Here is a 21,858-nt window from a genome sequence, read left to right on the forward strand (position 1 = left end):
CATCCTCACATCCCTAAAACGGAGGTGATTCCTACTGCTAGACGCTTATGCCCAAGCGCAAGTATGTTCTTAGCAGAATTTAAATCACGTTGATTTAAACTACCGCATTCACATTCCCATACTCTTATTCGCAAATCTGCTCTACCTTTCGGACTGCTTGCGGTGATCTCACCACAGCACGAACAGATTTGGGTTGTGAACCTCTCACTCACTTCTTCAAACAATACCCCTGCGTTCTCGCATTTATACTTGAGCATTGTTTTAAGTGCTGAAAACCCTGTATCTAAAACCGATTTTGCCATTTTGGTTTTTACAAGTTTCTTGGCACTCAGATCACCAACAATAATCAATGCATTTTCTTTCACAAGCATGGTGCTTGCTTTGTGCAAATGGTCTTTTCGACAATTCGCAATCTTGGCGTGAAATGCACGTACACGTTTTTTATTTTTTGCTCTTTGAGCAATCCCTAATTTCTGCTCGTATTTTTGATAGAACTTGGGATTTGAAATGACCGTACCATCTGAACAGGTAGCAATGTCTTTTAGACCAAGATCAATACCAATCGCTTGAGTTACAGTTGGTTTGTCTTGCTTGGGTGAATCGACAACAAGGCACACGTACCAGCGCCCACGACTATCCTCAACGAATGAGCCTGTTCTAACGCTGTATTTACTTATACCGTAGCTATCCCACAGTTTGAAGTGATACTTGCCATATTGCACATATCCATCAGCATATTTAATCGCTACTTTTTTAAATGGTATCCAACCAAGTGAACGTCTTGCCGACTTCTTATTACTTACACGCCATTTCAGCTTTGCTTTCTTGTGCTGTCTTCTTTTATTAACATATTCTTCTGTTATCCCTTGTACTGTTTGACTATGCAAACCACACAGTTTTGAAGTTCCTTTTGTGTATTTAGTCATATCAAATGCTGAGAAAAAGTCACCTGTTCTTGTAAGGTGTTTGAAACTTAAATCATTCACATAATTCCAGACAAAGTTCACCTCGGATGCTAACTGATTTAGCACCTTGCAATGTTTGTCTTTTATGCGTAATTTAAGTGTTTTCATAGGCTTATATTAGCTCATGTTAAATTAAAATTATTGATTCTTAAAAATTAAACGACATTTCATGTCGTGTCTCTTATATCTCTGACCTGAAAGACAGCATTTTACGCTCCATTTGATAAAAAAGACCCAATTGCTGTAATGCTGATCAGTTAAGGAATTTAGAAATAGTTTCTTTAACTTTTCAGTTGTTCAAGAGAAATTTTTAACTTTTTAAATCAAATATTTGCAATATCATTTGTTACTTTGGTTTCGCTCAAATGATAAGCGGAGCTTCGCCAGGAAGGCATCTTGCAGAGCAATAGTCCTCCCCACAAAACTCGTCAGCCAGCATCCATTAGTAAATTTGTCGCAGAAACAATCATTTTTTAATGTAGTCCTGCCTCGAACAGTTGCGGATGACTTTCCCACCTATTAAATATAATCCTGAATTTAAAAAAGAAAATGCCAGTCAATTTCTTAACTGACTGGCATTACCCAATTGCTGGGTCTTTTTAACAGCTAAAAATAGGCAGGATTTAAGCTGTAAAATCTGCTTTAAGTACAATCCGGTAACGGGCTTTGCCAGAATGCAGATGTTCAATCGCCTGGTTCAGTTGTGACATCGGGAAGACTTCAATTTGCGGAGCAATATTTTTACGTGCAGCAAATTGGAGTAACTGACGTAATGCCGCCGGCGAACCTGTCGGTGAACCGGTAACTGACTTGGCTCCACCAATCAGCATGCCAGCCGGAATCTGCATCGGCTCAAGTGGTAAACCCAGCATATGCACAGTGCCATTCGGTGCCAAAGTTGCCAGATAAGCCTGCCAGTTCAAGGTGACATTGACAGTACTCAGTAATAAATCAAACTTGCCACGCTGGGCTTTTAATGCAGCGACATCACGACTGTTCACTACATGGTCAGCGCCCATGGCTTTCAGTTCATCAGTTTTATCCAGGTTCGAGGTGAAGGCAGTAATTTCACAGCCCCAGGCTTTCAGCAGCTTGATGGCCATATGTCCTAAACCGCCAATGCCAATTACGCCCACATGATGAATGGCCTGAATCTGATGTTTCAGGATCGGATCAAAGACGGTAATCCCGCCACAGAGCAGGGGTCCGGCACTTTCAGGATCAAGATCTTCGGGTAGGGGAATGACCCATTGCCATCCGGCACGCACTTTGTCGGCAAAACCACCGGCATGTCCGACAATGGTCGCCACCTGACCGCCAGTACACAGCACTTGCTGGCCTGAAATACAAGGATCGCAATATTGGCAACTTTCTGCCGTCCAGCCGATACCCACCCGTTGACCAACTTTCAGGCCTTTGGCTTCTGCACCCAGATGTGTAATGGTACCGATAATCTCATGTCCTGCTACGACCGGATACACTGAAGAACCCCAGTCATTATTGATCACTGAAATATCAGAATGACAGAGACCACAGTATTCTACTTTCACTTCGACCTGATGCGGCTGCAGTTCTCCGGCATCAAATTGATAAGGTTCGAGTTCCGCACCTGCGGATATGGTAGCATAAGCTTGAATAATATTATTCGACATAATGTTCAGCTCTTTTTAAATGCGAGGATATTGTTTTAAAGTCACAATGATTTTCATGGTCATCAACCATACCAACGGCCTGCATAAAAGCATAGCAAATGGTGGGTCCGACAAATTTAAAACCGGCCTGTTTAAGGGCTTTAGACATCTTCTGGCTCTCAATGGTTTGAGCGGGTGCTTGCCGATAATCCACAACATCATTATTCATTCGCGGTTGCTGGGCAAAAGACCAGAGCCATTCCACCAGATTAATCTCTTGCTGTCGAAGCTTCAGCCAAGCTTGGGCATTCTCCCGAATGGCATTGAGCTTGCCGCGATGCCGTATCAGGCTAGCATCTTCAAGTTTTATTTGGAGTTGTTGATCTGTAAGTGAGGCGATAGACTCAATCGAATATTGAAAAAAATGTTCACGATAAGCTTCACGTTTTCTGAGAACGGTAATCCAGGCCAGACCGGCCTGCTGTCCTTCCAGACACAGCATTTCAAACAGGCGATTTTCATCCAGCAGGGCCTGTCCCCATTCCTGATCATGGTAGGCGATATACAGTGGATCATCGGAGCACCAGCCACAGCGTTGCACAGTCATGTGATGCTCCTTATTTTTATGGTTTTATAATTTAAAAACAGTCCATTGATCTTGCTGATTATCCCAGTACGACAGTTCAGCCTGATCCAGAACGCTAAATTGAATCCACATATCTTTACCGGCCTTGTCAGCATAACCGGTACTGATCAGAATCGCATCCTCGGTAATTTCCATCACCCAGCCCTGGTAAGTTTGACCATTCAATACAATTTTTTGTTGATTGCCTGATTCAGCAAATTCCACCAGACGATTGATCAACGCTTCTGACATGTAAATATCCTAAAATTAACGTAAATAGGGATAAGGGTTGACCACACCGCGGCCCTTGCCCTGTAAATAGATTCCATAATGCAGATGGGGAGCAGTATGCCGGGCATTGCCGCTATTGCCGACATAACCGATCAGTTGACCTTTTTTGACATAGTCGCCGACTTTTAAGCCACGTTTATGGCCATCCAGATGTGCATAATAATGCCAGGAGCCGCCCGGACCCAGAATCCAGACTACTTTACCACCCAAATTGTTGTTACGTAAATCTGCAATCAGGCCCTCAGTCACGCTAAAAATTTTGGTTCCACGTGGAGCCATGATATCAATACCTTCATGCAGACGTCCGTGACTGCGTGAAGCTCCCCAAGTATCTGTTAATTCACGTGCCTGTACGCGTGCCACCGGGATTGGTAGAGAGGACGGCACTCGCATACTTTTCAGTTTTTGCACGAGCATAGGATTGAGCTGTACAGCAGGGGATTTTTTCGGTGTACTGCTACAGGCAGCCAGCAGCACAGCAATCAAAGCGATCCACGTCAAAGCAAGGTATTGGCGCACTTTATTCATCCTTAAATATTGGCAATGCTCATGTTGAGCTAATCGATATTTTGCTTTATTCAGACTATGTCACAGATTTACGCTAGTGATCAATTTTTTCATGGCAGTCGGAATGCCGGCCTCGGTTGCTGTTTGCGGACTCATCCAGCAGCCTTGCAGTTCAATCGCCAGATGTTCCTGCTGATCTTGATCTACAGCAAAAACAATCGCTTCAAGGTGCCAGGTAAAATGGGTAAAACTGTGGCTAATCTGGGTCTTTTTGACGATATTTTTAAGGCTCAGCTGTTGGCATCGCTGTTCCAATTCATGTTCATTTTCAATAATCGGCAGACACCAGAGACCGCCCCAAAGACCGCTATTGGGACGTTGTTGCCAAAGCCAGTCTGTACCGGACTGGATTAGCAAGACCTGAGCAGAGCGTACCGGAACCGGTTTTTTGACCTTCTTGAAAGGCAATTCATTTTCCAGTCCTTGCTGATGAGCCTTGCAATGCTGCTGCATCGGACAATACAGACACAAAGGCTTTTTCGGGGTACATACGGTCGCGCCCAGATCCATAATTGCCTGGGTATAGTCATGATTGCGCTCGATAGGACAGAGCTGTTCCGCCAGTTGCCATAAGGCACGCTCATGCACCTGTTTGGACAGATCATCTTCAATAGCAAAGAAACGTGACAATACCCGTTTGACATTGCCATCCATGATTACGCCATATTGACGTAAACCGAGTGACATCAGGGCACCAGCAGTAGAACGCCCAATGCCGGGCAAGGCCATCCATTCTTCCAGGGTTTGAGGAAACTGCTGCTGTGCCGTCACGATGCCAGCAGCTTTATGCAGATTGCGGGCGCGGGCATAATAGCCCAGACCTGCCCAGTAGGGTGCGACCTCATCCCATGAGGCTTGACCCAAGTCCTGAACAGTTGGAAAACGCTGGATAAATTGCTCAAAATATTGCAGTACAGTTTTGACCTGGGTTTGCTGCAACATGATTTCAGAGACCCAGACTTTATAGGGATCATCGGTCACCTGCCAGGGCAAGTCGTGACGACCATGCACATCAAACCATTCCAACAGGGCATCTGAAAATACAAACATGAACACCTAGCAACCGAATAAGCAGCAGCTAGTATAGCGGAATCAGCAGGGTGGGAATGTGAAAAGTAGGATAAAAATAGCTGCTCATTTATTTGGACAGGAGAGTGATTTTAAAAAATAAACGCTCCGTAGAGCATTTATTTTTGATAAAGAATCCGGTTAATCGTTAATTCCCCAGCGCTCATCCAGCTTTAAGGTTTTGCCTGCATAACGCGGAATAATATGAATATGCAGATGTTCTACCTTTTCCTGAAAAACTTCACCATCAATAAAGCCGACATGAAAACCGGCAGGCTGGTAGCGTAATTGTAGTTCATTACGTGCCTGTTCCAGTAAAGACATCAAACTTTTACGTTCTTTGTCGGTCACTTCAAAAAATGAGGCCACATGCCGCAATGGAATGATCACACAATGACCTTCGGACAATGAATTTGGGTCAGGCAACACCACACCATAATCATTTTTGGCAATGACATCATATTCGTCAAAATTACAGTAGGGGCAGTTGGTTTCAGCCATCATACACATTCTCCTCTGGTAGGATTTATCTTTCTTTTCTTCATGAAGTATCTAAAAATTCAGCCTGTGAACAAGCCGGATAGTTGTTTCTATTTATGCCAAATGGCGGTCTAGCAAGGCATACATTGCTGCCAGGCCTTTTTGTTCCGCTTCTGCATTGTAACCAAGATCCACACCATTGGCTTTGGCCCGTTCATCCGCAAGCGGGTTGCTAAAGCCATGTTTGGCATTTTCAAAAACAATCACTTCATGCTCGACTTTGGCTGCATGCATTTCCTCACGGAAACCGGCCACATCATCCAAGGTCACCATGCTGTCCAGTTCACCATGTAGCACCAGGATTTCCGCCTGTACCTGACCTTCCTGAGCCGGTGCTTTCGGAGACAGGTTGGCATGGAAAGTCGCCACCACTTTTAAAGGTGCATTAGAACGGGCCAGATCCAATACGACTTTGCCGCCGTAGCAGAAACCAATCGCTGCAAGCTTATCAGCATTGACTTCATCCTGTGCTGCCAGGGCATTCAAGGCTGCTGTTGCACGGTTAACGATAGTGTCAGGATCTTCAAAAGTCTGCATCATCCACTGATGAGCCTGATCAGAATTGGTCGTGACTTTTTTATCCCCATACATGTCCATGGCCAAGGCCGCATAGCCATGTTCTGCAAGTTCACGGGCGCGCTGTTCGGTATATTCATTCCGACCCCACCATTCGGGTGCGACCAGTACACCGGCAACAGGGGTATCTGTTTCTGGGGCGGCAAAATAACCAATTAATGGGCTGCCATCCTGCGCAGTATAATGAATTTCGCGAGTCTTGATTGCTGCCATGCTGACGTCCTCTGTTGTTGTTGAATCACTTAAATAAAATATAACATAGCAAAACTGATCGGAATGTGACATGAAAACATGTGATTCCCTGATGTTTAAGCCCAAAAAAAAGAGAGGTGCATATTGAACCTCTCTGATTTTATAGCAGGAAAAATAGTACTTATTATTTAATAATTTCCAGTAATTCCACATCAAAAATTAAAGTACTATTCGGTTCAATCACATCCCCTGACCCAATTTGTCCATAGGCCAGTTCGGCCGGAATGAAGAAACGATATTTGGCACCTTCTTTCATCAGCTGTAAACCTTCGGTCCAGCCGGTAATGACTTGGGTGGTACGAAATACCACGGGTTGATTACGGGCAATCGAGCTGTCAAAAACCGTACCATCGATCAAACGGCCTTCATAATGTACGCGGACATTACTGTTTGCGCTCGGCGATTTACCTTTACCTTCCTGAAGAATCTGATATTGCAAACCTGATTTTGTGGTTTTTATACCCGGTTTTTTTGCATTTTCAGCCAGAAAATCCTGACCAATCTTGGCATTTTCATCCGCCTGCTTTTTCAGGGTAATCAGCTCTTTGGCTTCAGCCTGACGCTTAAACTGGGTCAAGACCCGCGCCATGTCTTCTTCACTTAAAGTCGCCTGTTTCCCCGCGGCTGCAGCTTTTAAACCGGCGCTGAAGGCATCCAGATCAATGCCTTGTAAGGAATCTGCATTACTTTTTCCCATCAGATAACCAAAGCTGTAGCCGACCTGTTCAGCCTCAGAGCTTTTATTGGTGACTTCTTTGGCAAACAGACTGCCAGAACTCAGCAGTAAAACCATCAAACTTATTTGTATTTTCATGATTCATTCTCAAAATAAAGGAGAGCGCGTTGCTCTCCTTTTTGTGGATTATTTTACTTCGATGAGTTCCACATCAAAAATCAAAGTACTGTGTGGAGGAATCGTACCTGGCACGCCCTGTTCACCATAACTGAGTTTAGATGGGATATACAGGGTTGCTTTACCGCCTGCTTTCATCAGTTGCAGACCTTCGGTCCAGCCTGGAATTACCTGATTGAGTGGGAACTCAATCGGCTCGCCACGTTCAACCGAACTGTCAAACACCGTACCATCAACTAATTTCCCTGTGTAATGTACTTTTACAATTGAAGTTGCTGCAGGCTGTTTGCCTGTACCTTCTTTGGTCACTAAATATTGCAAACCAGATGCTGTAGTTTTTACCCCTGGTTTTTTTGCATTTTCAACCAGAAAAGTATCACTTGAGGTTTGAGCCTGCTTGGCACTGTCGACTTGCTTCTGCTGCATTTCTTTTTGGAACTGCTCATAAGCTGCTTGTAATTCTTCTTCAGTATAAGCAGGAGCAGTACGGGCATGGCCTTCTCGAACGCCTGTCACAAAGCTGTTAATATCCAGCTCAGGTGGAGTTTGATGAGCGACTTCATAACCGAGTGCATAGCTAATTTTTGAAACAGCAGAGGCATCTTTAGATGCTTTTGTGGTTTGAGCAGCTGGGTTTTGAGTTGCATAGTAAACAGGTACTAGCGCGGCACCGCCTAAAAGAACAGCGACAGCAATCGGTAAGGCCTTACTCATGTATTATTCCAATCTAATGTTATCGTTGAGGTTCATTCCATCTTAGCAGAAAATTTTGAGAAATCTTGCAGAATGGGTGGTTTTTTAGCAAGCGGACACCGCAATTATGTTGAAGTTTAAAGAGATAAAAAAACCAGCAATAGCTGGTTTTTTTATTTTTCAGATTTTAATCATTGTTCGAGAATGTCTAGGAACAAAGATTGCTCTAACCGAAATTGTATTTTGCAAAGAGCTTAGTAAGAAAACAAGCTTTTTTCTAAAGGAAATTCAATTCCAATCGATGCACCACCATCATTACCACGTAAGTCTGAATCACTGATCCAGCCATTTAGTTTCAGTGGAATATCTGGGCGTAAATAATGGGTCCAGCTCACATCAACAGCTTTTAATTCATCCTGCGCTGGAAAAGCTAAATTAGTAGTTCGGTTAGACTCATTCAACTTGGCAAACAGCACTCGAGCATTAACACGATTGAGGCGATCGAAACGAATATCACCACCCACAGAAACCATTTGACCATCACTACCCATCGCATGTGCTAATGGGTAACCATGCTGATAAAAACCATCGGTATAAACATGGTGGTTATATGAAATACCATCAGCACTACCATTACTACGGGTATCTGTCCATTCAGTATACAGCTGGAAAGGCATATTATTATAACTAGAAGAATAATCGACTCCAGCCAAATACATTTTTTTGGCCGGTAAGCCACCTGCTTCGTCTTCACCGATATATTGCGCATAGATATCCATTGGTACTTGCACCAGTGATTGTAAGCTTAACCGTGCATCAAAACCGGCAATTTGGTTAGACTTATCATCATCACTGTTATCAAAGTTATCATTGCCTTTTATAGCATTCCAGAGTGTAGACAGACTTTCTGAACGGTCACCACCACCCCATTGCATAGCACGCGATGCACCCAGCTCCAAATAGGGTAAAGGTTGTGCGGTGACACGTAAGCCAATCAGTTTGGCATCAGGTACAGCATCGTAGTCATCCAGTTGTCCGGCAAAGGCTTGATATTGCCAAGGTCCAATCCAAGATAGCCATTTGCTTGCAAAAGCATGCTGTTCGGCACGCTGCATGGTCACACCATACACAGGACGACTGGCATCACCCCGAATTAAGCTGCCATCATGACCAGGTCCCCAGTAGGTCGGAATTTGTCCAGCAATCAGCCATTGATTCCATAATTTACCTGCAAGGTAAGACCCTTCAATATTCACATCTTGATCATTATCAATCTGGGGATCTTTTTCTGCATTGATACGAAGTCTGGCATCCCAATTCTGATTGCCTGTATTCAACTCTACACCCGCCTGGTATTGCGCTTTTTGCTGATCGCCAAAGGCTTGAGGAATATTTTTTTGATCTGTCTCAGCAAACAAGGAGGCTTTGAGTAACTGGTTGTTGGTATTTAAGTGAGTTATGACTGAATCAATGACTTTTTGTTGATTACTATTGCTGATTTTTGCCTGAGAAAGGGCGCGTTGAATTTCATCACCACTCATTGGCCAGGTCGAAGTGCTGATTTGAATCACACCTTGCTGATTTAACCAGTTTAAATCGGTACGCAGGTTTTGCTCATTTAAAACGATGCCTTGGGCAAAGGTGAGTGAGGAGCTTAATGCCAAGCTGGCGAGCAGTGTTTTTGATTTAAACATTCTTGTAGATTCTCAGGAGTTTTAAACTGTAACCACGATAGGGTTTTTAGTTGATTTTTTCAACGATGATCATTTGAGATAAATGTAATAGAGGGTGATTTCACATCCTGCTTAAAGCAAGATGTGAAATCAAGGTTTACAATGAATTAGTCATTGTCTTTATTTGCGGTATAAGCATAAGCATAATTATAACCATAGCTACCAGCCGCCCCTTTTTGTACATCATTTAGAATCACGCCATTAACTTTGACATTGGCCTGTTCAAAACGATTCACAGTGATTTCCAACTCTTTGATTTGTGTTTTACCATGACGGGCAATCAATAAATTTACACCCGCATATTGCGCAATAATAATACTATCGGTCACGGCAAGCACAGGTGGCGTGTCAATCAGGACATGATCAAAATGAACAGAGGCCTGATCCATGAAAGTCTTGAATTGATCAGTACTTAACAGTTCAGATGGATTAACCGGACTCTTACCACGTGTCACAAAAAACAGGTTCTCTACCGTAGAGCTTTGTATGACATCTTCATAGCTGTTTTGATGATTCAATAATTCCGCTAAACCTGGGTGTACCTCTGCATTGAAATATTTATGCAAATAGCCACGACGCATATCACCATCAATCACCAAGACCCGTTTTCCACTTTGCGCTAAAATAGTAGCAAGGTTAGTGGTAATAAATGATTTACCAATTTCAGGTGCAGGGCCAGAAATGGCAATCACATTATTGGTCGCATTCATTAAGGCAAAATGAATCGCTGTTCGCATACTACGCAGGCTTTCAATCGCAATATCACCGCTATCTTTAACTGCAAGAATAGGAATATTCTTTTTCTTCTTCAATAGTTTAATGCGGCTTTCTTGAATTACAGAGCGCGGCACCGTAGCATAGACTGGCAGATCAAGCTCATTTTCAATTTGCGCTGCATCTTTAATACCTGAACGCATCATATTGCGTAGTAGGGCCAGTAATGTACCTAAGAAAGCACCCAAGAAAATAGATAAAATCAGAATTTGTAATTTCTTTGGTTTAATGGGTTCAATGGGCTCGACTGCAGTATCGACAATACGCACATTGCCAATTTCACCTGCTTTGGCAATCCGCAGTTGTTGGTAAGAATTAAGCAAGCCTGTATACAGCTGTTGTTTGACTTCTACTTCACGGAACAGTTCTAAATATTGGCGTTGTAATTCTGGCAAGCGTTTGAGCGTGCCGTCTAACTCTGCAATGCGTTTGTTAATTGCCCCCAATTGCGCATTCATTTGCTGCATCACAGGGTGTTCGTTGGTGTACTTGGCCGCAGCTTCAGCCACTTGTTGCTCTAACTGCGCTTTTTGGGTTTCCAAAGTAATACTTTGGGTTAAATACAACTCAGATTCTTTGGTGACATCGACTGTATTAAACTGTTGGCGGAAACGGTTAAATTCACGTTCTGCGACATCTAATTGTTGTTTCAGTTCTGGGAGTTGCTCTTCCAAAAACTTTAAGGTCTGTGCCGTTTCTGCAGTACGACGCTCAATATTCTGCTGGCTATAGGCTGTAAGAATGGCATTCAAGACTTGCGTAATATGCTGTTTGTCCTCACCTTGATAGTTCAGACCTAGTACACCCGTCATTTTTCCTTTTTCAGCCACTGAATAGCTGGCAGTTAAAGTCTGCATCGCAGCAGGTAGGCTTTGCTTGCGAATATTATAGGCTGCATCAAAACTGTCTTGACTAAAAATAGCCACTTTCCAGAGACCATATTCTGATTGTAATTGACTAATCTGATTTAAAGGTGCCGAGAAAACGACTTGATTTGTGGCAGAATCTGTCAGGTTATATTTTCCTGATTCAAAACTTAGGATTAAATTTTTATCCTGAAAATATTGTGGAATCTCAAACTGGCGAATATCAAAACTTTTTTGATTGTCTTTAAATAATACCGATTTTTCTGAATATTCTGTCGTATATTCATGCTTGGCGATTAAACGATTCCAGAAACTGTCTTCTGTACCTGAAACTCGAATATTAAGATTTAAACGATTAATGACTGTACCGAGCACCAAACGTGATTTTAAGATTTCAATTTCAGCTTGAGCAGGGGATTTTTGCTCAATCATGCTGGACAGATCACCCAGTAACGCTGCAGAGGCTCCTTTGCTGTCTTCGACCTGTACCAAAGCATCTACTGCATAGGTGTCTGGCGTGGTTCTTAAATACAGTAAAGCGCAGACGATACTGAGTAGAACGCAAAGCGTAATCATTTTCCATTGTGCGATTAAGGAAAAAAATAATTCCTTTAAATCAATGGTGTCTTCGGTGTTGGCGGTTTGGCTCATAGTTTAAATATCAAAAAAGTAGAATTTTAAAAAAGCTAGAGTATCAAGAAACTAGATATATTTTTTCCAGTCGGCAATGCAGGCTTGAATTAACGCACAGGTCTCATCAAATACGGCCTGATCGTGCTGATAGGGGTCGGCCACGTTTTTACTTTGCCAGTGCCCCAATCTAAAGGTTTTGCCTTTGGCAAAGGGCCAGGCTTGTTCCACATGCTTTTTTTGATTTTGGCTCATCACCAAAATCAGGTCGGCTTTTTTAATTAAGTCTGCATTGAGTTTTTTTGCCACGTGTGGACTCATGTCAATGCCGTGACGTTGCATACATAAACAGGCTTTGTCATCCGCTGCATGACCAACCAAGCCTGAAATACCTGCGGATTCAATCTGTAAGTGTGGATATTGCTGTTTTAAAAAGTATTCTGCCATGGGGCTACGGCAAATATTGCCAATACACACTACCAAAATGTGATTAATTTTCATTAGTTCCCCAAGCGTTCAAAGCCATAAATAGCATTAGAGAATGGGACAATTTGATTAATAATACGTTGCCAGCGCACTAAACCTGTCGCATCAACATAAATAATATCATTGCTGCGCATTTTAAATTGATTGGCAAGACCAAAGTCTCCTATACTGGTCAAGTCAAGATTATAAATTTCGGTCGTTAGATTGTTTGGTTGGTAGCGTACTACATAAATTTTGCTGCGGCTTGCCGTAAAAGGATTGATACCTAAACTTTCACCCAAAACATCGCCTAAACTCATACCTTCTGCACGTATAGCTAAAGCATGGTTTTTTCCAGCCTCACCCATCACGTAAACTTTTTGATTTTCTCTGGCATTGACATAAATGGTATCGTCAGCCTGAATAAGTAGATTATGTAAAGAGTATCCTGCTCGCTCTAATTCAATACTATTCAGTGTATAGCTACTTCCTTGACGAATTAATGTGATTGAGGAATTGTCACCTTGTTGAGCATTAATTCCGCCTGCGATACCTATGGCTTTATATATACTAATGGGTTGATCTGTAAGGTGATATACACCACCATTTTCAATATTTCCTTGTACAGAGTAACGTTGCCCTTGGTAAGATGAAACTCGCACAATTACATCTGGGGTTTTTAAATAACGTGACAATTGACCGCGTAACTCACGATTCACTTGTGCTAATGATTTCCCTGCAGCTTTATAACGCCCGATAATCGGGAACTGAATATAACCCTGTGAATCAATCTGATAACCATTATTAGGATCAGAGTTACTCCCAGAAATTTCAGGATATGCCCATAAATAAATAGAAAGAATATCGCCTGAACTTAAGGTGTATTGACGCTGTGGTATATGAAATAAATGCGCATAGTCTTGTTGAATATTGTGAACTGCAGGCTGCACCGCAAGCATTGAGTCTTGTGTAAGTTTAATCACATTGACCGCTGTGCCCAAGTCGGTGGTATAGACCCCTTCATTTGGTAAGTCATAAGTTTGTAAGCCAGAGGTGACAGCGCACCCAGTGGCGGCAATGCCACATGCCAATAAAACAGCCAGTTGAAAGTGTCGCACGCGAGATTCCATTTTTAATTTATTAAAATATTTAAATCAATTGCCGCCATTTTACCGAACTTGTCAAATAGGTACATAGCAATTTGTAATCATTTTGCAGATTCTGTCAGATTCTTTGGGCTTTGTTGCACAAACCTATCTGTAAAGGCTTTTTCAGCGATATAATTTTCAAATGAAGAAGCCTACACACAAAATCTACCGCACAACCAATTGGCCCGCATATAACCGAGCACTCATGAGTCGCGGAAATATTGCCATTTGGTTTGATCCTGCTACGCAATGGTATGCGCCATCAAAAGGCAAACAAGGGCGAAATCAAACCTACTCCGACGCAGCCATCCAATGCTGCTTAATGATTAAATCCTTATTCCGTCTGTCTTTACGTATGGTTACTGGCTTTGTGCAAAGTCTGATTAAACTTTGCGGATTAAATTGGATAGCTCCAGATTACACCACGCTTTGTAGAAGACAAAAGCATATTGATATTGTAATCAACTACCAAAAAAGTAGCGATGGGCTGCATCTACTCATGGACTCTACAGGCATGAAGTTTCTAGGTGAGGGCGAATGGAAGCGCAAGAAACATGGACCTGAATATCGTCGCCAATGGCGTAAACTTCATATTGGTATAGATGCTAAAACCCTACAAATACGAGCAGTTCAGCTTACAACCAATAATGTCAGTGATTCACAGGTGCTTGGTGATTTACTTGATCACATTCCACAAGATGAGCAGATTGACTCTGTTTATACCGATGGAGCTTATGACACCAAGCAATGCCGTCAGGTCATTGCAGATCGGCAAGCACATGCGGTGATTCCACCTAGAAAAAATGCGAAACCATGGAAAGATACAAAGATTAGCTCGCTAGAACGAAATGAATTACTTCGAACAATTAAACGTTTAGGCAGGACACTATGGAAAAAATGGTCAGGCTATCATCGGCGAAGTTTGGTTGAAACCAAGATGCATTGCATCAAATTATTAGGAGATAAACTCAGTGCAAGGAGTTTTGATAGCCCAGTGAATGAGATCCATGCACGTGTAGCAGTCCTTAACAGATTTACGGAATTAGGTCGACCACTTACCCAAGTTACGCCTTAAATTTGGCTCAATTAGGGGCGCTTTGCATTTCAAATCTTTGTGCAACAAAGCCGATTCTTTGCAAAAAAATTGATGATATTCGAAAACTGTGCATTTAATCCAAATTAAAAAAGTTGAATATTCACAAAAACTATACACTGATGCTCCTTTCAAGTAATTTGCGCACAAATCATAATAGAAATTTCATAAATTTCTGTTAGTATTCCTGCCGAAAGATTCATTATTTTTCATAAAATATAGATATAAATTGAAAGGCGCTCAAATGCTACAGCTTTCAGACCTAAAAATTGCCATTATTGGTTTAGGCTATGTCGGGTTACCCCTAGCGGTTGAATTTGGCAAGCAGCTGCCTGTGGTGGGTTTTGATATTCAGCAAAAACGTATACAAGAATTACAAAGTGGACAAGATCATACTTTAGAAGTGTCGTCAGAAGAACTTAAACAAGCGATACATTTAAGCTATTCAGCCAATTTAGATGACTTACGCAGCTGCAACTTTTTTATTGTGACTGTTCCAACCCCAATTGATGAGTTTAAACAACCCGATTTGACCCCGCTCATTAAAGCCTCTACCAGTATTGGGAAAGTACTTAAAAAAGGCGATGTGGTGGTGTATGAGTCTACCGTTTACCCCGGTGCAACCGAAGAAGCCTGTATTCCAGTTTTAGAACAAGTGTCGGGCTTAAAATTTAATCAGGACTTTTTTGCAGGCTATAGCCCAGAACGGATTAACCCAGGCGATAAGCTGCACCGTGTGACCAATATTTTAAAAGTGACTTCGGGTTCTACCCCAGAGGTGGCAGATTTTGTTGATGCAGTTTATCAACTGATTGTGACTGCAGGTACGCATAAAGCACCGAGTATAAAAGTGGCTGAAGCCGCAAAAGTCATTGAAAATACCCAGCGTGATGTGAATATTGCTTTAATTAATGAATTGGCTGTGATCTTTAATAAGTTGGGTATAGATACTGAAGCGGTGTTGCAGGCTGCAGGAACCAAGTGGAATTTTTTACCTTTCCGCCCTGGTTTGGTGGGTGGGCACTGTATTGGGGTAGACCCGTATTATTTAACCCATAAAGCACAGTCTTTAGGCCTGCATCCAGAAATCATTTTGGCGGCACGTCGTTTAAATGACCGTATGGGTGAATACGTTGCAACACAATTGATTAAAGAGATGGTGAAGCAGCGTATACAAGTGGTGGGTTCAAAAATTTTAGTGATGGGCTTAAGTTTTAAAGAAAATTGTCCTGATATTCGCTATACTAAAATTGTAGATATGGTCAAAGCTTTAAAAGAATATGATTTAGATTTAGATATTTATGACCCGTGGGTAGACCCGAAAGAAGTGGAACATGAATATGGTTTAGCCCCAGTGAATGCATTAAAGAATAATGAATATGATGCCATTGTTTTAGCAGTTGCGCATGATCAGTTTAAACAAATGACAGCGGCAGAAATACATGCTTTGGGTAAGAGTAAGCATGTGCTCTATGATTTAAAATATTTGTTAGAAAATGATGGCTTAAATATTAGGCTTTAATTTGTATTTTATTTAAAAATATTTTCAAAGAAACTATTGAGGAAATAATGTTAGAAGACTCAACTATATTGGTTACAGGTGGTACGGGTTCATTTGGTAATACCTTTGTGCCGATGACATTAGAAAAATATAATCCTAAAAAAATTATTATTTTTTCTCGTGATGAAATGAAGCAATGGGAAATGGCTAAAAAGTTTAAAGATGATAAACGTGTCCGTTTCTTTATTGGTGATGTACGAGATAAAGAGCGTCTTTACCGTGCACTAGATGGTGTTGATTACGTTGTACATGCAGCAGCTACTAAAATTGTCCCAACAGCAGAATATAATCCTTTTGAATGTGTAAAAACCAATATTAATGGTGCGATGAATCTCATTGATGCCTGTATTGATAAAGGTGTAAAAGGTGTTGTAGCACTTTCAACGGATAAGGCAAGTAGTCCAATTAACCTGTATGGAGCTACTAAACTAGCTTCTGATAAATTATTTGTTGCTGGTAATTCCTATTCGGGTGAGCATGGTACTAAGTTCTCAGTCGTGCGTTATGGAAATGTGATGGGTTCTCGTGGTTCTGTAATCCCATTCTTTTTGTCAATTAAAGATAGTGGCGTATTACCTATTACTGATGAGCGTATGACTCGTTTCATGATTTCATTAGAACATGCTGTTGATCTAGTTTGGCATGCATTTGATGACATGGTCGGTGGCGAAATTTACGTTAAAAAAATTCCATCTATGAAAATGACAGATTTAGCTCGTGTTGTTGCACCCGAAGCTAAGCAAGAGGTTATTGGTATTCGCCCTGGTGAAAAGCTGCATGAGCAAATGATTAGTGTAGAAGATGCTTATTATACTTATGAATATCCAGAGCATTTTAAAATTCTTCCTACAATTAATGAGTGGTCAACTTGCCCTAAACGTATTAAGGATGGCAAAAAAGTACCAGAAGGTTTTGTGTATGCAAGTGATAACAATACTGAATGGATGAGTGACGCTGAATTACAAACTTGGATAGAAGCTAACCGTGAGAAAATAGGAAATATCTAATATGTTTATCCCGTATGGCAAGCAAAACATTAATCAGCAAGATATTGATGCTGTTATTCAAGTGCTTCAGTCTGATTTTCTTACACAAGGCCCTCAGGTTCCTTTATTTGAAAAAACTGTAGCAGAATATGTTGGGGCCGAATATGCATTGGCGGTGAATAGTGCAACTTCTGCTTTGCATATTGCTTGCTTGGCATTGGGATTACAAAAAGGAGATGTAGTGTGGACATCTCCAATTACTTTTGTCGCTTCTGCGAATTGTGCTCTTTATTGTGGTGCAAATGTTGATTTTGTAGATATTGATCCACAAACTTATAATTTGTCTATAGATGCGCTACAAAAAAAACTAGTACAAGCTAAATTAGAAAATAAATTACCTAAAATAGTGATACCTGTACATTTGTGTGGACAGTCCTGCGATATGGAGAAAATTCATGCGCTGTCTAAAGAATATGGCTTTCATATTATTGAAGATGCATCTCACGCAATTGGAGGAAAATATCAGTCAGCCTATGTAGGTGCATGTAAATATTCTGATATTACAGTTTTTAGTTTTCATCCAGTCAAGATTGTGACTACTGCCGAAGGTGGGATGGCATTAACCAATAATGCAACCTTGGCACAGAAGATGGACTTGCTTAGAAGTCATGGGGTTACCCGTAATACGGCATTAATGAATAAAGAGACTGAAGGGCCGTGGTATTACCAACAAGTAGAATTAGGCTTTAATTATCGTATGACAGAGTTACAGGCGGCTTTGGGCGTTTCTCAAATGCATCGATTAAGTCAATTTGTAGAAAAACGTCATACAATTTCAAATAAATATAATGAAATTTTGAAAGATTTACCTATCATTTTACCGTACCAGATTCCTGAAAGCTATTCAGGTTTGCACTTATATGTGATTCGTCTGAAGTTAGATGAACTAAAAGCTTCGCGTAAACAAGTTTTTGAAGCATTACGAGCCAAAGGTATTGGTGTAAATGTTCATTATATTCCTGTACATACGCAGCCCTACTATGAAAATCTAGGTTTTAAATTGGGGGATTTTCCCGTAGCTGAAGCCTACTATGATTCAGCGATCAGCTTACCAATGTACCCTGATTTGACAGATGCTCAGATTCAATATGTGTATGAGTCACTGAAAGAGGTTTTGGTATAACAATGCAGTTGGCTGTGATTCCTGCACGTGGTGGAAGTAAAAGAATACCACGTAAAAATATAAAGATGTTTCATGGCCAACCTATGATTGCATGGTCAATTCAAGCAGCTATAGATAGTGGTTGTTTTGATGAGGTTTGGGTATCTACAGACGATGAAGAAATTGCGGCAGTTGCACAAGTTTATGGTGCGAAGGTGCCTTTTTTAAGACCTGCACATTTGTCAGATGATTTTGCAACCACTGCAGATGTGATGTCACATGCAGTAGAGGAGTTTGGCAAGATAAATCATGCTTTACCAGATTATATTTGCTGCTTATATGCGACTGCTCCGTTTGTGACCAAAGCAGATTTGGTGCAGGGGCTAGAAAAGATTAAAAATAATAGTAATTTGAATTATGTGTTTAGTGCAACAACTTACCCATTCCCGATTCAACGTGCAATAAAGTTGAATGAATATGACACAGTAGAAATGTTTTCACCACAATATTTTAATGTTCGTTCTCAAGATTTAGAAGAAGCTTGGCATGATGCAGGGCAGTTCTACTGGGGTACTGCGGAAGCTTGGTTAAATAAAGCGATGATTTTTTCCACTCAATCTAGAGTTGTAGAGTTACCGCGTTTTAGAGTACAAGATATAGATACACAAGAAGACTGGGATCGTGCTGAATGGTTATTCAAAGCAATACAGCAATGAACGTTGTCTTTCGAGTAGATGCCTCTATTCAAATGGGTACAGGGCATGTCATGCGGTGTTTGACTTTAGCTGATGCTTTGAAGAATCGGGGGGCGGAATGTTATTTTATTTGTCGTGAGCATCCTGGCAATTTGATTGGTCTAATTACCCAGCGAGGCTATCATGTTGATGCATTGCCTTATATGGATTTATCTCAAGAAGATAAGTTGCAAAACCATAATACTGATCTTGCGCATGCTTCTTGGCTAGGTGCAACACAAAAAGCAGATGTGAGTTTATGTATTCCTATTATGGAAGCATTAAAGCCAGATTGGTTGATTGTTGATCATTATGCTTTGGATGTACGCTGGGAAAAAGCTTTGCGTCCATATTGCAAACGAGTAATGGCTATTGATGATCTAGCCGACCGTGAACATAACTGTGACTTGCTATTAGATCAGACATTTGGGCGAGATTTAAAGGATTACATAGCACGAGTTCCAGTCTCTTGTGAAATTTTGTGTGGTACTGAATATGCTTTATTACGTCCTGAGTTTTCTCAGTGGCGTGAGTATAGTCTTGAACGTAGAGAAAACAGCCAACTTAAACATCTGCTAATTAATTTAGGTGGGGTGGATAAAGACAATATCACGACCCAAATACTTATCACGCTTAAGCAATGCGCTTTACCTTCTGAATTAAAAATTACAGTGGTGATGGGTAGGACTGCACCATGGATTAAAGAGGTGCGCCAACAAGCTCAAGATATGCCTTGGACAACCGAAGTTGTGGTGGGTGTAAATAATATGGCTGAATTAATGGCAAAAAGTGATTTGGCTATTGGTGCTGCTGGTTCTACTTCTTGGGAGCGGTGTTGTTTGGGACTTCCTTCTATTATGGTTGTGTTGGCTGATAATCAGAATTTGATTGCAAAAGATTTACATAATTGGGGGGCCGCTATTTCGATTCAGCAGAAAGAGATAGAGCATAATTTACCACCTATTCTAAATCAGTTATCGATTTCTCAGCTAAAACATATACAATGTAAAGCGTTACAAGTTACGGAAGGCTTAGGTGTGAAAATATTACTAAGTTATATTAATAGTGAGTCACACTCATGCTAGATCGCACTAAAGCTAAGCTTAGAAAATTAGAAAATGAAGATTTGAGTACCATTTTAGAATGGCGCAATCATGATGATATTCGCAAATGGATGGTGAATACGTCAATTATTTCTTACGATGATCATTTACAGTGGTTTATTCGCAATCAAAACCGTACAGATAGACATTTTTTTGTTTTTGAATATATGGAGCAACTGGAAGGTTATATATCTTTCCAAAAAATTGAAAATAGTAAAGCTTATGAGTGGGGATTTTATATAAAACCGAATACTCAAAAGGGTATGGGTTTTCTATTGGGTGAGGTGAGTTTGGCATTTGCATTTAGACAATTGAATATTGGTAAAATATTCGGTCAAGTGCTTTCATTTAATCAGAAATCGATAAAATTTCATCAAAATCTAGGCTTTTTTCAAGAAGGTGTTTTAAGAAAGCATTTCAATGATGAACGTGGTGAATTTGATATTTTTCAGTTTGGATTGTTGCAATCTGAATGGTTGGAGAGATAAGTGTGAATAAAAAAATACAGATCAATGGTCGAGATATTGGAACTGATTTTCCTCCTTATATTATTGCTGAATTATCCGCCAATCATAATGGTCGTTTAGAAACAGCCTTAAAAATTATAGAACAGGCAAAAATCTGTGGTGCAGATGCTATTAAGTTACAAACCTATAAAGCAGACACCATTACCCTAAATTGTAAAAATGAAGAATTTATGATTCGTGGAGGGTTGTGGGATGGTCAGTCATTATATGAGCTGTACGAGAAGGCACATATGCCTTGGGAGTGGCATAAGCCTTTATTTGATTATGCCCGTGAGTTAGATATTACTATTTTTAGTTCTCCTTTTGATCGAACAGCGGTAGATTTACTGGAAGACTTAAATGCACCTGCATATAAAATTGCGTCTTTTGAAGCTGTAGATTTGCCTTTAATTAAATATGTGGCTGCTACAGGTAAACCAATGATTATTTCTACAGGTATGGCAGATAAAGAAGAAATTAAAGAAGCAATACAAGCAGCCTATGATGGTGGGTGTAAAGAGTTGGCAATTTTACATTGTGTGAGTGGTTATCCTGCGCCAGCGGAAGATTACAATTTAAGAACAATTTTGGATATGGGTTCAAGTTTTAATATTCCTGTTGGTTTGTCTGATCATACTTTGGATAATACGACTGCAATTGCCTCAGTTGTATTAGGTGCTTCTGTCATAGAAAAGCATTTTACTTTAGATCGTAATGGCGGCGGGCCTGATGATAGTTTTTCATTAGAACCTGAAGATTTGAAGCAATTATGTGTTGGTGCTAAAACTGCCTGGCAGGCTTTGGGTCAGGTAGATTATGGTCGTAAATCTAGTGAGCAGGGTAATGCACAATTTAGACGTTCACTTTATTTTGTAAAAGATATGAAAGCGGGTGAAGTCATTGATGAAACCTGTATACGCAGCGTACGCCCAGGTTTTGGTTTAGTGCCTAAGTTTTTTGATGAAATTATTGGTAAAGTAGTTTTAAGGGATGTGGTTGGTAATACACCAGTAAAGTGGGAAATTATAAAGTAATG

General features: G+C 40.9%; 22 protein-coding genes. 8 read left to right on the plus strand and 14 right to left on the minus strand.

The features are described 5' to 3' along the window. Positions 1-5: 5 nt before the first annotated feature. The 14 genes from G4D73_RS09695 to G4D73_RS09760 all read right to left on the minus strand — a co-directional run bounded on the left by G4D73_RS09695 (position 6) and on the right by G4D73_RS09760 (position 13,647). The gene (locus G4D73_RS09695; protein ID WP_191113015.1) at positions 6-1,073 is read right to left on the minus strand and encodes an RNA-guided endonuclease InsQ/TnpB family protein; all 1,068 of its coding nucleotides are present in this window, start codon (positions 1,071-1,073) and stop codon (positions 6-8) included. Between the two features lie 515 nt (positions 1,074-1,588). After that, on the minus strand, positions 1,589-2,617 hold the full coding sequence (gene ahr, locus G4D73_RS09700; RefSeq protein WP_213686641.1) for an NADPH-dependent aldehyde reductase Ahr: 1,029 nt from the start codon (positions 2,615-2,617) through the stop codon (positions 1,589-1,591). After that, a complete protein-coding gene (locus G4D73_RS09705) occupies positions 2,607-3,203 on the minus strand; it encodes a DNA-3-methyladenine glycosylase I (protein ID WP_213686642.1) in 597 nt (198 codons plus the stop codon). The genes ahr and G4D73_RS09705 overlap by 11 nt, the downstream gene beginning before the upstream one ends. Positions 3,204-3,227: 24 nt before the next feature. After that, positions 3,228-3,473: a hypothetical protein gene (locus G4D73_RS09710; RefSeq protein WP_213686643.1), complete on the minus strand. Its 246-nt coding sequence runs from the start codon at positions 3,471-3,473 to the stop codon at positions 3,228-3,230. Between the two features lie 15 nt (positions 3,474-3,488). Continuing rightward, a complete protein-coding gene (locus G4D73_RS09715; protein ID WP_213686644.1) occupies positions 3,489-4,031 on the minus strand; it encodes a M23 family metallopeptidase in 543 nt (180 codons plus the stop codon). Positions 4,032-4,100: 69 nt separating this feature from the next. After that, the gene (gene mutY, locus G4D73_RS09720; RefSeq protein ID WP_416232264.1) at positions 4,101-5,129 is read right to left on the minus strand and encodes an A/G-specific adenine glycosylase; all 1,029 of its coding nucleotides are present in this window, start codon (positions 5,127-5,129) and stop codon (positions 4,101-4,103) included. Between the two features lie 159 nt (positions 5,130-5,288). After that, a complete protein-coding gene (locus tag G4D73_RS09725) occupies positions 5,289-5,648 on the minus strand; it encodes an HIT family protein (protein ID WP_213687741.1) in 360 nt (119 codons plus the stop codon). A gap of 93 nt (positions 5,649-5,741) precedes the next feature. Further along, positions 5,742-6,476, minus strand: a complete 735-nt coding sequence (locus G4D73_RS09730; RefSeq protein ID WP_213686646.1) for a dienelactone hydrolase family protein — start codon at positions 6,474-6,476, stop codon at positions 5,742-5,744. Positions 6,477-6,639: 163 nt separating this feature from the next. Beyond that, the gene (locus G4D73_RS09735) at positions 6,640-7,329 is read right to left on the minus strand and encodes an FKBP-type peptidyl-prolyl cis-trans isomerase (RefSeq protein WP_213686647.1); all 690 of its coding nucleotides are present in this window, start codon (positions 7,327-7,329) and stop codon (positions 6,640-6,642) included. Positions 7,330-7,377: 48 nt separating this feature from the next. Continuing rightward, positions 7,378-8,082, minus strand: coding sequence for an FKBP-type peptidyl-prolyl cis-trans isomerase (locus tag G4D73_RS09740; RefSeq protein ID WP_213686648.1), 705 nt, complete (start codon positions 8,080-8,082; stop codon positions 7,378-7,380). Between the two features lie 233 nt (positions 8,083-8,315). Beyond that, the gene (locus G4D73_RS09745) at positions 8,316-9,755 is read right to left on the minus strand and encodes a capsule assembly Wzi family protein (protein ID WP_213686649.1); all 1,440 of its coding nucleotides are present in this window, start codon (positions 9,753-9,755) and stop codon (positions 8,316-8,318) included. Positions 9,756-9,901: 146 nt separating this feature from the next. Continuing rightward, positions 9,902-12,085, minus strand: a complete 2,184-nt coding sequence (locus tag G4D73_RS09750) for a polysaccharide biosynthesis tyrosine autokinase (protein ID WP_213686650.1) — start codon at positions 12,083-12,085, stop codon at positions 9,902-9,904. Between the two features lie 51 nt (positions 12,086-12,136). Next, positions 12,137-12,565, minus strand: a complete 429-nt coding sequence (locus G4D73_RS09755; protein WP_213686651.1) for a low molecular weight protein-tyrosine-phosphatase — start codon at positions 12,563-12,565, stop codon at positions 12,137-12,139. After that, positions 12,565-13,647: a polysaccharide biosynthesis/export family protein gene (locus G4D73_RS09760; RefSeq protein ID WP_213686652.1), complete on the minus strand. Its 1,083-nt coding sequence runs from the start codon at positions 13,645-13,647 to the stop codon at positions 12,565-12,567. The genes G4D73_RS09755 and G4D73_RS09760 overlap by 1 nt, the downstream gene beginning before the upstream one ends. A 172-nt stretch (positions 13,648-13,819) precedes the next feature. Between G4D73_RS09760 and G4D73_RS09765 the strand changes: the two genes are divergently transcribed. The 8 genes from G4D73_RS09765 (at position 13,820) to pseI (ending at position 21,856) form a co-directional block, all read left to right on the plus strand. Further along, on the plus strand, positions 13,820-14,752 hold the full coding sequence (locus G4D73_RS09765; protein ID WP_213686653.1) for an IS5 family transposase: 933 nt from the start codon (positions 13,820-13,822) through the stop codon (positions 14,750-14,752). Positions 14,753-15,014: 262 nt separating this feature from the next. Further along, positions 15,015-16,292, plus strand: coding sequence for a Vi polysaccharide biosynthesis UDP-N-acetylglucosamine C-6 dehydrogenase TviB (tviB, locus tag G4D73_RS09770; RefSeq protein WP_213686654.1), 1,278 nt, complete (start codon positions 15,015-15,017; stop codon positions 16,290-16,292). Positions 16,293-16,339: 47 nt separating this feature from the next. Further along, positions 16,340-17,338: a UDP-N-acetylglucosamine 4,6-dehydratase (inverting) gene (gene pseB / locus G4D73_RS09775; protein ID WP_213686655.1), complete on the plus strand. Its 999-nt coding sequence runs from the start codon at positions 16,340-16,342 to the stop codon at positions 17,336-17,338. A 1-nt stretch (position 17,339) separates the two neighbouring features. Next, positions 17,340-18,500: a UDP-4-amino-4,6-dideoxy-N-acetyl-beta-L-altrosamine transaminase gene (gene pseC, locus G4D73_RS09780; RefSeq protein ID WP_213686656.1), complete on the plus strand. Its 1,161-nt coding sequence runs from the start codon at positions 17,340-17,342 to the stop codon at positions 18,498-18,500. A gap of 2 nt (positions 18,501-18,502) precedes the next feature. Further along, positions 18,503-19,195 (plus strand): pseudaminic acid cytidylyltransferase, encoded by a 693-nt coding sequence (pseF, locus tag G4D73_RS09785; RefSeq protein ID WP_213686657.1) that lies wholly within the window; start codon positions 18,503-18,505, stop codon positions 19,193-19,195. Further along, complete coding sequence (gene pseG / locus G4D73_RS09790; RefSeq protein WP_228305162.1) at positions 19,168-20,298, plus strand: UDP-2,4-diacetamido-2,4,6-trideoxy-beta-L-altropyranose hydrolase; 1,131 nt, start codon at positions 19,168-19,170, stop codon at positions 20,296-20,298. Before pseF ends, pseG begins: the two co-directional genes overlap by 28 nt. After that, positions 20,292-20,804 carry a UDP-4-amino-4,6-dideoxy-N-acetyl-beta-L-altrosamine N-acetyltransferase gene (gene pseH, locus G4D73_RS09795; RefSeq protein ID WP_213686658.1) on the plus strand — a complete coding sequence of 171 codons (513 nt, stop codon included), beginning with the start codon at positions 20,292-20,294 and terminating at the stop codon, positions 20,802-20,804. The genes pseG and pseH overlap by 7 nt, the downstream gene beginning before the upstream one ends. Positions 20,805-20,806: 2 nt before the next feature. Then, a complete protein-coding gene (gene pseI / locus G4D73_RS09800; RefSeq protein ID WP_213686659.1) occupies positions 20,807-21,856 on the plus strand; it encodes a pseudaminic acid synthase in 1,050 nt (349 codons plus the stop codon). The last annotated feature ends 2 nt before the right edge of the window (positions 21,857-21,858 follow it).

The sequence above is a fragment of the Acinetobacter sp. WY4 genome, from assembly GCF_018438165.1.
GTDB lineage: Bacteria > Pseudomonadota > Gammaproteobacteria > Pseudomonadales > Moraxellaceae > Acinetobacter.

What these genes read in the sequence shown, in the direction of transcription:
- G4D73_RS09695 (WP_191113015.1), bottom strand. Translation starts at nt 1,073, where the DNA reads ATGAAAACACTTAAATTACGCATAAAAGACAAACATTGCAAGGTGCTA.
- ahr (WP_213686641.1), bottom strand. Translation starts at nt 2,617, where the DNA reads ATGTCGAATAATATTATTCAAGCTTATGCTACCATATCCGCAGGTGCG.
- G4D73_RS09705 (WP_213686642.1), bottom strand. Translation starts at nt 3,203, where the DNA reads ATGACTGTGCAACGCTGTGGCTGGTGCTCCGATGATCCACTGTATATC.
- G4D73_RS09710 (WP_213686643.1), bottom strand. Translation starts at nt 3,473, where the DNA reads ATGTCAGAAGCGTTGATCAATCGTCTGGTGGAATTTGCTGAATCAGGC.
- mutY (WP_416232264.1), bottom strand. Translation starts at nt 5,129, where the DNA reads ATGTTTGTATTTTCAGATGCCCTGTTGGAATGGTTTGATGTGCATGGT.
- G4D73_RS09725 (WP_213687741.1), bottom strand. Translation starts at nt 5,648, where the DNA reads ATGGCTGAAACCAACTGCCCCTACTGTAATTTTGACGAATATGATGTC.
- G4D73_RS09730 (WP_213686646.1), bottom strand. Translation starts at nt 6,476, where the DNA reads ATGGCAGCAATCAAGACTCGCGAAATTCATTATACTGCGCAGGATGGC.
- G4D73_RS09735 (WP_213686647.1), bottom strand. Translation starts at nt 7,329, where the DNA reads ATGAAAATACAAATAAGTTTGATGGTTTTACTGCTGAGTTCTGGCAGT.
- G4D73_RS09740 (WP_213686648.1), bottom strand. Translation starts at nt 8,082, where the DNA reads ATGAGTAAGGCCTTACCGATTGCTGTCGCTGTTCTTTTAGGCGGTGCC.
- G4D73_RS09745 (WP_213686649.1), bottom strand. Translation starts at nt 9,755, where the DNA reads ATGTTTAAATCAAAAACACTGCTCGCCAGCTTGGCATTAAGCTCCTCA.
- G4D73_RS09750 (WP_213686650.1), bottom strand. Translation starts at nt 12,085, where the DNA reads ATGAGCCAAACCGCCAACACCGAAGACACCATTGATTTAAAGGAATTA.
- G4D73_RS09755 (WP_213686651.1), bottom strand. Translation starts at nt 12,565, where the DNA reads ATGAAAATTAATCACATTTTGGTAGTGTGTATTGGCAATATTTGCCGT.
- G4D73_RS09765 (WP_213686653.1), top strand. Translation starts at nt 13,820, where the DNA reads ATGAAGAAGCCTACACACAAAATCTACCGCACAACCAATTGGCCCGCA.
- tviB (WP_213686654.1), top strand. Translation starts at nt 15,015, where the DNA reads ATGCTACAGCTTTCAGACCTAAAAATTGCCATTATTGGTTTAGGCTAT.
- pseB (WP_213686655.1), top strand. Translation starts at nt 16,340, where the DNA reads ATGTTAGAAGACTCAACTATATTGGTTACAGGTGGTACGGGTTCATTT.
- pseC (WP_213686656.1), top strand. Translation starts at nt 17,340, where the DNA reads ATGTTTATCCCGTATGGCAAGCAAAACATTAATCAGCAAGATATTGAT.
- pseF (WP_213686657.1), top strand. Translation starts at nt 18,503, where the DNA reads ATGCAGTTGGCTGTGATTCCTGCACGTGGTGGAAGTAAAAGAATACCA.
- pseG (WP_228305162.1), top strand. Translation starts at nt 19,168, where the DNA reads ATGGTTATTCAAAGCAATACAGCAATGAACGTTGTCTTTCGAGTAGAT.
- pseH (WP_213686658.1), top strand. Translation starts at nt 20,292, where the DNA reads ATGCTAGATCGCACTAAAGCTAAGCTTAGAAAATTAGAAAATGAAGAT.